General features: G+C 47.8%; 11 protein-coding genes. 4 read left to right on the forward strand and 7 right to left on the reverse strand.

Going from position 1 to position 12,157, the window contains the following annotated elements:
• Positions 1-75: 75 nt before the first annotated feature.
• A complete protein-coding gene (locus G3352_RS11645) occupies positions 76-1,167 on the reverse strand; it encodes a M24 family metallopeptidase (RefSeq protein ID WP_163756593.1) in 1,092 nt (363 codons plus the stop codon).
• Positions 1,168-1,435: 268 nt separating this feature from the next.
• On the opposite strand from G3352_RS11645, the gene G3352_RS11650 reads away from it, so the two are divergent.
• Positions 1,436-2,644, forward strand: a complete 1,209-nt coding sequence (locus G3352_RS11650; RefSeq protein WP_163756595.1) for a PQQ-dependent sugar dehydrogenase — start codon at positions 1,436-1,438, stop codon at positions 2,642-2,644.
• Positions 2,645-2,745: 101 nt separating this feature from the next.
• Here G3352_RS11650 and G3352_RS11655 read toward each other — a convergent pair whose 3' ends face one another.
• Complete coding sequence (locus tag G3352_RS11655) at positions 2,746-3,477, reverse strand: MBL fold metallo-hydrolase (protein WP_240343026.1); 732 nt, start codon at positions 3,475-3,477, stop codon at positions 2,746-2,748.
• Positions 3,478-3,548: 71 nt separating this feature from the next.
• The gene (locus tag G3352_RS11660; protein ID WP_163756596.1) at positions 3,549-4,094 is read right to left on the reverse strand and encodes a hypothetical protein; all 546 of its coding nucleotides are present in this window, start codon (positions 4,092-4,094) and stop codon (positions 3,549-3,551) included.
• A 129-nt stretch (positions 4,095-4,223) separates the two neighbouring features.
• Here G3352_RS11660 and G3352_RS11665 point away from each other — a divergent pair, with 129 nt between their 5' ends.
• Positions 4,224-5,087, forward strand: a complete 864-nt coding sequence (locus G3352_RS11665; RefSeq protein ID WP_163756598.1) for an SDR family oxidoreductase — start codon at positions 4,224-4,226, stop codon at positions 5,085-5,087.
• Positions 5,088-5,206: 119 nt separating this feature from the next.
• Here G3352_RS11665 and thrS read toward each other — a convergent pair whose 3' ends face one another.
• The 4 genes from thrS to G3352_RS11680 form a co-directional block, all read right to left on the reverse strand.
• Complete coding sequence (thrS, locus tag G3352_RS11670) at positions 5,207-7,183, reverse strand: threonine--tRNA ligase (RefSeq protein ID WP_240343027.1); 1,977 nt, start codon at positions 7,181-7,183, stop codon at positions 5,207-5,209.
• Positions 7,184-7,425: 242 nt separating this feature from the next.
• Complete coding sequence (locus G3352_RS30885) at positions 7,426-7,584, reverse strand: hypothetical protein (protein ID WP_205524819.1); 159 nt, start codon at positions 7,582-7,584, stop codon at positions 7,426-7,428.
• A gap of 77 nt (positions 7,585-7,661) precedes the next feature.
• Entirely contained in the window at positions 7,662-9,422 is a 1,761-nt protein-coding gene (locus G3352_RS11675; protein WP_163756601.1) for a sensor histidine kinase, read from the reverse strand.
• Complete coding sequence (locus G3352_RS11680) at positions 9,419-10,186, reverse strand: response regulator transcription factor (protein ID WP_163756603.1); 768 nt, start codon at positions 10,184-10,186, stop codon at positions 9,419-9,421. Before G3352_RS11680 ends, G3352_RS11675 begins: the two co-directional genes overlap by 4 nt.
• 218 nt (positions 10,187-10,404) lie before the next feature.
• Here G3352_RS11680 and G3352_RS11685 point away from each other — a divergent pair, with 218 nt between their 5' ends.
• Both G3352_RS11685 and G3352_RS11690 read left to right on the forward strand, forming a co-directional pair.
• The gene (locus G3352_RS11685; RefSeq protein WP_240343028.1) at positions 10,405-11,553 is read left to right on the forward strand and encodes a M23 family metallopeptidase; all 1,149 of its coding nucleotides are present in this window, start codon (positions 10,405-10,407) and stop codon (positions 11,551-11,553) included.
• A 100-nt stretch (positions 11,554-11,653) separates the two neighbouring features.
• Positions 11,654-12,157, forward strand: a complete 504-nt coding sequence (locus tag G3352_RS11690; protein ID WP_163756605.1) for a GNAT family N-acetyltransferase — start codon at positions 11,654-11,656, stop codon at positions 12,155-12,157.

The following is a 12,157-nucleotide window of genomic DNA, read 5'->3' on the forward strand; positions in this document are numbered from 1 at the left end:
TTGCGGGACTTTTGGTTATGGCACCATATTTTCTTCAGAAAAATGGAAACAAAAGTGTTATGATCCCAAAGAGGATTAGTCCGTCAGAATTTGCAGCTCTTTCGGATAGGACGTCAGCACCTCAACGCCAGTTTCTGTCACAAGCACATCATCCTCGATACGTACACCGCCTGCTCCGGTTACATAAATGCCCGGCTCAATCGTAAATACCGTACCTTCCTCCAGAATGTCCATGTTCTGCCCATGCAGGGAAGGATACTCATGCACGTCAATGCCCATTCCATGTCCAACTCTGTGCAGGAAACGTTCGCCGTATCCGGCTTCTTCCGTAACCTGGCGTGCTGCACGGTCAATATCCGCACAGGTGACACCTGGCTTAGCTGCCTGAATGGCAGCTTCATTTGCTGCGAGCACGGTGTTATAGATCGTTTTAAGTTCAGGTGAAATGTCACCAAAGGCAAACGTGCGCGTAATATCTGATGCATATCCACCAGCGTAGACACCCATATCGAACATCAACAGATCGCCATGCTGCAATTTGCGTTCACCTGGTGTGCCGTGTGGCAAGCCTGTTTTGGGTCCTGTGAGCACCATGGTATCGAAGGAAGGGCCGTCTGCACCCAGTTTCTTCATCTGGTATTCCATTTCGGCAACCAGTTCGATTTCGGTTACACCTGTACGAACGTGAGACAGTCCTTGGCGGAGCGTCTCTTCGATCAGATGAATGGCGTGGCGAATGCGAGCGACTTCATCCGGTGTTTTTTTCACACGCAAGGTGCGAAGCAGAGGACCGACATCTTCAAAGTTGGCAGCACCGAGGGCGGCGGTCAACTGTTCATAACGTGCGACAGTCACGTATTCTTTTTCGAGACCTACGCGGCCAAGACGTCCTTGATAACGCTCAAATAAGGCGTAAGGATTGTCCGTATCAGTATGCGTGGCAATGTTGGATACCGAAGAAGCGGCAGCAGCAGCTTCCTCGTCGAGTGCAGGCACGATCAACAGCGGATCTTCCCCGCGAGCAAGAACAAGCCCGAGGAAACGCTCATGCGGATTACTCGCAAAACCTGTTAAATAATAAATATGTTTCGGATCTGTAATCAGCATGGCGTCCAATCCTTGTGTAGACAGTCCAGCTTCCAGCCGGGATAAAGGAGTTTGATTCATGAGTGTAGTTTTCCACCTTTCATTCGTTCTATCTTCCTATTATAGAAGAATGTCGGGGAAATCCAAATGGAGGCAGGAATGATGTCCGAAAATTAGCTTTATCTACCCGTTTGAGTGACAGGTGGGGAGGGTAATACAGGGCGAAACAGCGTAGGGTTGCCTTACTTACTTACTTACTTATTTATGTACTTACTTTCTTACTTTGGAAATGGACAATCCTTGAAACTGGGATTAAACGATATAACAAAATTAGAAGGGAGATGTATTCATGAATAATCGACTAAACGTTCCGTTATATGCTTCGTTACTCAGTATGGCTTTGCTAACAGCCTGTACTTCGGGTGACCCGGCGACAGAATCGCAGCAGACATCACAAGGGCAGGGTACAGGTCAGGGACAGACAGCGGAAGGGGGTAATAACGGTGCGAGTGGTGGGGAGGAGGAAACAGATGAGAATGCTGTAATCCCTTACGAGGCTTCCGTACTGGTCGACGGACTTAATGTACCCTGGGAGTTGGTAAGCGTTCCTGATGGACGGATGTTTGTAACAGAGCGACCGGGTACCATTCGGGTCATCGAGAACGGAGAGCTGGCATCTGAACCTCTGATTGAATTTGCTGCTCCTTTTAATGAAGAGGGAGAAGGCGGCCTGCTTGGACTTGCTGCTGATCCGGACTTTGACAATAATGGCTATCTGTATACATACCATTCCTATCTGGAAGGTGGTGGTGACATTGCCAATCGGGTGTTGCGTTTGAAAGTGAGTGATGGGAAGGCCACAATAGACAAGGAGCTGCTCAGTGATATTCCTGGCGGCGTGAATCACAATGGAGGACGGATCAAGATTGGCTCGGACAATCTGCTTTATATTACGACAGGTGAACGGTACGAACCGGAGCTGGCCCAGAACGAAGATAGCTTGGGTGGCAAAATATTGCGGATTGGTCTCGACGGATCGATCCCCGAAGATAACCCTTGGCCTAATTCACCTGTGTACAGCATGGGGCATCGGAACGCACAGGGCCTGGCTTGGAACCCGGACAATGGCTATCTGTATGCCACAGAGCATGGTCAGCGTAATTTTGATGAAATTAACCGGATTGAAGCTGGTGAGAATTATGGCTGGCCAGAGGTAGAGGGAAACGATGATAATAATGGCACATATCAGGCTCCGCTTGCCCATAGTGGAGATGAAACATGGGCACCATCGGGTGTAGCCTTTATAGAGGAAGGTCCGTGGGCCGGATCACTGCTTGCTGCCAATCTGCGGGGTGAACAACTGCTTAAAATTACTCTGTCCGAAGATGGTACACAAGTAACGCAGGTAGAGCCGATTTTTAAAGACGAGTGGGGACGTATTCGCAATGTGACTGCCGGAGAAGACGGGAAGTTATACGTGCTCACGAACAACCGGGATGGCAGGGGATCTCCACGCGATGGAGATGACCAACTGATCGTTCTAACGCCGAAACCGTAACATATACAATAGAAAAGGGGTTGTCCCGTCATGTTTATGACGTATGGGACAGCCCCTTCGATTCAATATTTACGTAAATATAACTTAGTTGCAGGTACCAATTAGTCCGCGCTTTCCGCGAGTTCGGCAATGCGCTGACTCGGCTCATCGGTGTACTCGCCACCATGGTAACAAAGTACCTTCTCCAGCTTCAGGCCAAGCAGCCTTTTCAAGCTGCGCAGGGCTTCAGGCATGTCCGGTGTTGCAGGTGGAGCAGGACCCACTAATTCATCATCGACCACACGTAATTCATCGGCAGCGAGCAGGAATTGTTGCTCCCGGAAGTACAAGCAGATATGTCCAGGGGTGTGTCCTGGTGTATGAATGACCTGGATACCGCCTTGTAGAGGCAGCATGTCACCGTCCTCTAACACTTTGGATATTTTGAACTCAGTCCGCTGTGAGATCAATTGTTCCGCCAGCTCCGCTATAGGTTCAGGCAGCAATGCTTTTCGTTCTGGTGTGAACTTGATCATGGGCTCTTTGCCCGTGATAAACGGAATTTCATCGCTATGCGACCAGATTTCCACTTCCGGAATAGCATTCACCAAGGCACCAAGGTTACCAATGTGGTCTATATCGGAATGTGTTACAATAATGCGCTTGATATCAGATAGCTGAACGCCTTCGTGCTCCAGTGCGGACTGAAGTTCGGCGAATTGGCCAATCATGCCTGTATCCACAAGCGTAATACCATCTTCATCGCGCAACATAACAGGGTAGATCGGGTTTTTACCCGCAGGTGTGACAATATGAAGATTTAGAACCGTAATATCCATGAATTGATTGTTCATATTTGTTTCCGGAGCGAATCCGGAGCACCTCCTTTGTCGTGTATGACCATTTTGCATGTATCATGTATTCGTCAGTTCTCTGGCTGATTATATTTCAAGTGTTTTCTATACTTCTTCACCGTATCCAGGGTGGATTCAAACTCTTGCCTTGCATCGTGATTTTCTCTAATAATGGAAGCATAAGAAAAGTTGGAGTGAATAAGTTTATTTCTCAGTTGAAACACTTTGGCTATTTCTTCTTCAAATTTCTCTTCTTCCGATTTTAGGGACAGATGCTGATTTTTCAATTCAGCCTGAAGGATCTCGATATTGGATAATGAGCGGTATGCAGGAGTTTTCATCAACTGGATCGAATTAAATTTTTTTTGATACGTTTGCTGGTATAGTTGATTCAGCAGGTCTTCAATAATTGAGCATAATTCAATCGTCCATGAACTATATTTTCGCTCTTTCCGTTTTTGGGTAAGCTCACCAATCTCTTCATCGTTCCACAGTTTATCTTTTTCATACAGGGATGAGTCTATCTTTTGCTGGAGATTGTGAGCTTCCTGTTCGATTAGTGCAATCTCAAGTTTCGCTTCTTTTTTCAGTTTCTTGAAGTCTTCTTTGGTTAGCATACGTATCCTCCCTATAAGACCAATATGTGATCTTTTGATTATCTCATATTGAGGTCAGCAGTGCTTAAAAAACAAAAGGATGACTGTCTCAAAATATGAAGAACCTCTGGTTCAGAAGGGAAGTACCTGATGTCCATTCCAACAGCCGTTGTTACGGGAGCCAACTCAGGCATGGGTCTGGCAACCACCATTGAACTTGCAAGGCAAGGGTATCACGTGATTATGGCATGCCGCAGCGAGAAGCGCGGACAGCAGGCACTGGAGGAGGCGCTGCGTCAGTCCGGCTCTACTTCGATTGAACTGATGCTGTGTGACCTGGGGTCACTGGAGAGCATCCGCCATTTTGCCCAATCCTTCCGTGAGCGTTACGACACACTTGACGTTCTCGTTAATAATGCGGGTGTCGTCATGTTGAAGCGCCAGGAAACCTCTGACGGTTTCGAACAAGCCATCGGTATTAACCATCTTGGACATTTCCTGCTTACCTTACTCCTGATCGAACCTTTGAAGTCTGCGAAGCAGGGGCGTATAGTGAATGTTTCGTCTGGTGCCTACAAAGCCGGCAAAATCCATTTCGAAGATCCCCATCTTCACAAAAGTTACAATCCAATCAAAAGTTACGCTCAATCCAAGCTGGCTAACGTGTTGTTCACCCGTGTTCTGGCCCGCAAATTAGCGGATACCCGAATCACGGTCAACTGCCTTCATCCCGGTGCGGTGGGGACAAGTATTGGCGTAGACCGCAATACCGGTTTTGGCACACGCATTATGGCTTTGGTGGGCAAACTACCGTTTTTCCTTTCACCAGAAGAAGGGGCACAAACGGCCATCTATCTCGCCACAAGCCCTGAAGTCGCCGGGGTAACCGGGCGTTACTTTTATCAACAAAAGGACCAGGAACTGAAAGCCCATGCGCTGGATGCGGCAAATGCTGAGCGTTTCTGGACATGGAGTGAAGAGCAAGTTGGACTTAGACCCGAAGAGAAATTGTAACTACTGACTGTTTGAAGCGGCAGATGCGGCTTACTTGTTTCACATAATTAGAGGCAGCCGCTTTCCATACTAACGGGCTGCCTCTAAAGTTAAGTTCCAGCCAATTCCTAATTAAGCGCTCAGGCTTTGGCCTTCACAGCTTGCTGAATCAGCTCCATAAATGCTTCAATGCGCTGAATGCCTTGATCGCCCTGACCGTATGCACGGACAGAGGCGGATGAGGCGTTTTTCTCATTTTCCCCGAGCACGAGCGAGTAAGGCACTTTTTCCATCTGAGCTTCACGGATTTTGTAGCCGAGCTTCTCACTGCGCAAGTCTGTTTCTACCCGAATACCGGCAGCCCGCAGCTGGCTCTGAACTTGAAGCGCATAATCTGCGTAATGATCTGACACTGGCAGCAGCTTCACTTGCACGGGAGCGAGCCAGAGCGGAAATGCACCTGCATAATGTTCAGTCAGGATGCCGATGAAACGATCAATTGAACCATAGATGGCACGGTGGATCACGACAGGACGGTGTTTCAGGCTATCCTCGCCAATATAAGTGAGATCGAACTTCTCGGGCATTTGGAAATCGAGTTGAATTGTTCCACACTGCCAGCTGCGCTTCAGTGCATCGAGAATGTGGAAGTCAATTTTCGGACCGTAAAAGGCACCATCACCCTCGTTAATGCGGTATTTCACCCCGCGCCGATCAAGTACATTCTGCAATGCTCTTTCTGCTTGATCCCACAGCTCTTCCGATCCCATGGAATCGTCCGGACGAGTGGACAACTCAATGTTGTACTCAAATCCAAAGATGTCGTACATACGTCCGATCAATGAAATCGCCTGATTGATCTCTTCCTCGATCTGCTCTGGCATCACATAGAGATGAGCATCATCCTGACAGAAAGTCCGCACCCGCATCATGCCGTTCAGAGCGCCTGAGAATTCATGGCGGTGGACCTGACCGAATTCCATCATACGAATCGGCAGCTCACGATAGGAATGGAGTGTATTTTTGAAAATCAGCATGTGTCCTGGGCAGTTCATTGGTTTCAGGGCAAAAGTGGCATCGTCCACTTCCGAGAAATACATATTGTCCTTATAATGCTCCCAGTGACCCGATTGCTCCCACAGACGGTTGTTCATCATGAGGGGAGTACGAACTTCTTGATAGCCTTCCTGTAGTTGCAATTCACGGGAGAATTGCTCCAATTCTGTACGAACAGTCATGCCTTTGGGCAGATAGAACGGCATACCGGGTGCTTCTTCAGAGAACATGAACAGTTCAAGCTCTTTGCCCAGTTTGCGGTGATCCCGTTTCTTCGCTTCTTCCAGCATGTGTAGATGTTCATCCAATTGGGCTTTGCTCGGGAAAGCAGTGCCGTAGATGCGCTGCAGCATTTTATTGTCCGAGTTGCCGCGCCAGTATGCACCAGCCACATTCAGTAGTTTGAATGCTTTGATTCGACCAGTGGACGGGAGATGAGGGCCACGACAGAGATCGAAGAACTCTCCTTGGTCATAAATGGAAAGCTCAGCGTCCTCCGGTAAATCCTGAATAAGTTCAAGCTTATACGGGTCCTGAATCTCTCCAAAGATGCGAAGTGCTTCCTCCCGGCTAACTAACCGGCGGCTAATCTTTTCATTTTCTTTTATGATTTTGTTCATTTCTTGCTCAATGGCAGCCAAATCACTGATCGATAGAGCATGTTCCAGATCGACATCGTAATAGAATCCATCTTCAATGACAGGCCCGATGCCCAGTTTCACTTGTTCCGCACCGTAGATGCGTTTTAGAGCCTGCGCGAGTACATGAGCTGTGCTGTGTCGGTAACGATACAGACCTTCCGCGCTGTCCAAAGTAACGATGACGAGTTCACAATCTTGCTCAAGCACCCAGTCGAGATCGACATTCTTACCATTTACGATTCCGCCGATGGCTTGTTTACCCAGACTTGTGCTGATGGATGAGGCGACCGCTCCTACAGTGATGCCTGCGTTGTAAGAACGTACAGCTCCGCCTTGCAGGCGAATTTCAATCGGATGCCCGGGTTGCTGTTGGTCATTCGATTGGTTGCTGGATTGGCTGTTATTATTCGGATTACTCATGTGAACCACTCTCCAATATTCAAATTTGAAGCGCAAAAAACACCCGTCCCGGAAAAGGGACGAGTGCGCTCAGCTCGTGGTTCCACCCTAATTTGGTTATAAATGCTCATGAAAACGACCAGCCGCCGCAAACAAAAACATCATAACCCTCATTGGAATCCGTTATCGGGGATCAGGCGGTGAACTCTACTGACAGCTTTGTCCGGAATTCATGAAGCAGACCGAAAAGCTGAAGTTCGAGGTCACGGCTGCAGAGGGGTAATTCCGGTCCGTTCGCTGAAGAAGGTTTCACCAATCCCTTCTCTCTCTGGGCAGCACGCAAACGGAATCTTGTCTCTGGTCATCGCCAAATATGCAAAATCGATATCAATTGAATTGATCTTAATATCGTTGAAGTTCATATCAATATATTGGAACAGGTGTTATTGAGTGTCGATTATATAGATTGAAAATGAAAAGGTCAAGCGGAATGTTTTTTTTACCCATGTTCTGATTGTCCATCCCATATTAATCGAATGACAGTACCCTCACCAGAAGTCGATTGTACTTCAATACGGCCCTGCATCGCTTCAATTAACCCTTTTGTTACCGCCATACCAAGGCCTGATCCGACATCGGACGTGCCTGTATCCGTCCCTCGGTAATATCGTTCAAACAGCCTCCAGACCAGTTCCGGGTCCATTCCTTGACCGTCATCGGAAAAATGAACACTGAACTCTCCAGCCTGTTTACCCGGATGCACACTAACGGTTAGTGTCGACTCCGCTGGATTATGCAGAAGGGCGTTAGCGGTCAGATTATCCACAATACGCTCAAACGAAGGAATATGCACATGACCGTATACCGGAACTTTCGCAGGCCGGAACACAATACGTCCCTCACCATATACCGGGTTGCGTTCTGCACGCTGGACGAGATCATGCAGTAGCGTATTTACGTCAGTTTCTTCCGCAGGTGGCTGGTATCCACCGCTTCGCAATCGGTACGTCATGGCAAGATCATTCACAAGTCGGTCCATGTACATGGATTTGTCCAGCATAATGCCCGCAAATTCTCTCACTTCTTCCGGGGACCAGCTATATTTCTGTGCTTCAAGCATATGGGCGTATCCCTGGATGGAGGATAGCGGTGTCTTGAGATCATGCGTTATTCCGGCGATCCATTCCTCACGCAGAGATTCGGTCTGTTTACGGAGCTCTTCATCTTGTTTCAATGTTGCGGATAATGCCTGCATGGAGCGAAGCACTTCAGCATACACGTGGTATTTCCGTTTCCACTTGCCATTTCGTCGCTGGCTGCGAGGTACGCCGCCAATGCCTTTGGGTTCTTCATAATGTCCTTGTTCCAGTCGTTGGAGCCATTGGAGCATATGCAGCATGGGGGAACCGAAACGATTAGCATACCATAGGGCCAGCAGAATTAGCAAAATGACAACGGATAGGATCAGCACAATGAGCACAGGGGTCAAAATGAAGTTATAGGGATTTTCTTCCCCTGTAGCAGTTGGATCGACAGGTATACTGAGCATCCAGGTTGTGCCATTCTGTACATCGTAAAAGGTTGCGATCGATATTCCATATCGATTGGGATAACGAATACGCAAAGCCAGTTCCTGTATGTTGTAACTGCTAGGGACGCCCATGGCAGGTTTATTATAAGAAGCCAGCTCTTGACCGTAGGCATCCAAAATTTGCAGATAGGCACCTTTGGAACGGATGGCATCCTCTTGTTTGGGGAGAAGTATAAGCTCTCCATTGGTGTAATGACTGTCCTCACGGGCTTGATCGAGTAAGGATTTGGCCTGATTGCGTTCGCCATACAGCAAGGTGAACATCTCGCCGTTTTTCTCCCGAATCAGCATGACGATCTGGTACGGGAACGGTTTTTTTGCTTCCCAGTATGCGATCAACTCTCCAGGCTTGTATTGCTTCGGAACGTCATCCGGTGTATCAAAATCATCAATGACGTAGCCTTTTTCATCCACAACCTGAAGCCATCCCTGATTTTTCTCGACCTGCTTCAGCAGCCTGGGATCATAGCGGACCGTCCCATCGGGCATGATTTCTGCGGTATTAATCAGTTGGTCAAGACCACTGGTAGCGAAGTCATCCACCAGGCTTACTTCATTTACCTTTTGAACGACCCAATAGGTGGCTGCAGAACCCAACAGGATGATAAGGACTACTGCGCCAGCAAGCATACCGATAAATCGGGTCATTAACCTGCGACGAATACTCATGCGCGTGACACTTGGTTAGGCAATATGAGTTTGTATCCCAGCCCCCGGACGTTGACGAGAAACGTAGGGTTAGAGGGATCAGCTTCAATCCGCTCACGAATACGGTGAATATGAACCATAACGGTGTTGTCATCGCTGATCGCTTCCGAACCCCATACACGCTCATACAATTCCGATTTGGTGAAAATACGATTGGGATGCTTGCAGAAAAAGAGCAGCAGCTGATAGACAAGAGCCGGACAGTTTACCGGCTGTCCTTCAACCCTAAGCTCACCAGCTTGTTCAAATACTTGAAAACGGCCAAAATCATATACCCCTTCCTGCACAGCAGGAGATGACGAAGTTACGTCAGAAGAGGGTGGAGTTGCCGTCGTAGTCGTCGCCATTTTGGTAGGTAAATAACGTTTCAGTAGTGATTTGATGCGGGCGACCACTTCCAGTGGATTAAATGGTTTAACGACATAATCATCGCCGCCAACGGCGAATCCGGTTAACTTGTCATAATCCGTAGTTTTGGCAGTCAGAAAAAGAATCGGTGCATCGGTCACTTGCCTCAGGAAGGGACAGATTTCCAGTCCACTTTTGCCAGGCAGCATGATGTCCAGCACGATGCAGTGATAGGTTTTATTTTCGCAGGCGGTAATCGCCTCTTCCCCAGTGGTAACGGTGTCGATGTCTACAAATTGTTCTTTGAGCAGGACGGTTTTGAGCATATGTAAAATGGCTTGTTCATCATCAACTAGCAGTATGGAGACGTGATCCATGATGTGAAATGACCTCCTAGGGCTTCCTGTTTGTTTATTGCTAATCATACCATCCGAGAGGGCTATGTAGTGTGTGAGCTATCTTAACGGAATCTTAATTATGAAGCCATAGAAGACGCGACAGTTTAACTACATGTAAGGAAGAGTTAGACGAAGGATAAGATTCATTCTGTACACTTAACTGGAAAGTATAACGAACACCAGAGGGGATGTAGAGAATGAATAGGTTAAAAGAAGGATTTAAAATTCTTACGGATCACTTAAATGGCGGGGAAAGTCTTCCGAAATCAGGATATGCTGCACATGAGAAATTACAGAGCAAAAAGAGCTGGAAGTTGCTTGCCATTGCCCTTGGAGCCTGCGTGATGTTGTCTGCATGCGGTAACAGTAACTCGATTACATCCGAGCAGGCGGAACAGCAGTTCAAGGAACAGATGACAAATGCCAATGAAGCGAGTGAGAGTAAAAATCAGGAAGAGAATTCGGGTAAAGAGGTGAGCGACATCATTACACCTGAGAATTTCATCGATACGTTAATGAACGGTTCCAAGGATGCCATTTACAGTCAGATGAGTCCCGAGTTGAAGGAAGCACTAACGCTTGAACAGTTTAAAACGTCTGCGGATCAATTCCTTGAGGGAGTAACTTCCTTTGATCTAGTGGTAGATGCCAAAGTGAACCATTTAACTGAGTTCGCCTGGAAGGATCAAACAGGAACCAAAGGGATTCAAGCCTATTTTACCGAAGCTAATCAGATTGAAGGGCTATTAATCCAACCACTGGAACCCCATGTAGATACGGATCAAACGTTCACCAAAACCGAATTTCAATTCCCTATGAAGGGGGAATGGTATGTGTTCTGGGGAGGTAATGATGTGATGTCGAACTATCATTATGAGCATGAAACACAGCGCTATGCGCTAGATATCATTCGGACCAAAGAAGCTTTCAGTTACAACGGAGATCCGAAGGTGAACGAAAACTACTACGCTTTTGGTGAGCCGCTCTATGCAGCTGCGGATGGAACCGTAGTCGAAATCAAGAATGATATTCCAGACAACACACCAGGTGTTATGAACCCGGAAGAACCTGCGGGTAACAATGTGGTCATTGACCATGGAAACGGAGAATACAGCATCACCGGGCACATTAAGGAAGGCAGTGTGGCCGTCAAAAAAGGGGATAAAATCAAACAGGGAGACCTCATTGGAGAGCTGGGTAACTCAGGTAATTCCAGTGAAGCTCATCTGCACTTCCAGGTATCGGACGGCCCGGATCTATTCACTTCCCGTTCTGTTAACATTCGTTGGGCGGATCAGAGCCAGCAGTTAACCCGGGGTAACACGATTCAAGGGTTGTCTGAGTAAATATGGAATTGAGCTGAATGTTGGGGGATGACGTCGACTTCCTTCCTCCGTTATAATACCGTCATAAGATAGAATCGATCTGGATGATGGAGGAGTAGACATGAAGCTGGATAGTGTACAGATTGAGTATGCGCGTCGTGAGGACTTACCAAGGATTGTGGAGATCTATAATTCCACGATTGAGAGCCGGATGGTGACTGCGGATTTGGAACCAGTGACCGTCGAGCAACGTATTCCGTGGTTTGAGGAGCATTCATCCGATCACCGCCCACTCTGGGTGATGAGATATGAGGGACAGGTTGTAGCCTGGGCCAGCCTGAGTTCTTTTTATGGACGCCCTGCGTACAATGGGACGGTGGAAGTCAGTGTGTATGTGGATCAGCAGTGCCGAGGAATAGGGGCTGGCGGACGTTTGCTGAACACCATTTTTGACGCTTGTCCTGCGCTTGGAATCAAGACGATTCTGGGCTTTGTGTTTGGACATAATGAACCGAGTCTGGGTTTATTGCGCAAGCATGGCTTTGAACAGTGGGGCTATTACCCTGAAGTGGCTGTGCTGGATGGCGTCAACCGGGATTTGGCGATTTTGGGCAAAAAAATATAA

Origin of the sequence: Paenibacillus sp. ALJ109b, from assembly GCF_010747435.1 — a bacterium.
Classification (GTDB): Bacteria; Bacillota; Bacilli; order Paenibacillales; family Paenibacillaceae; genus Paenibacillus; species Paenibacillus taichungensis.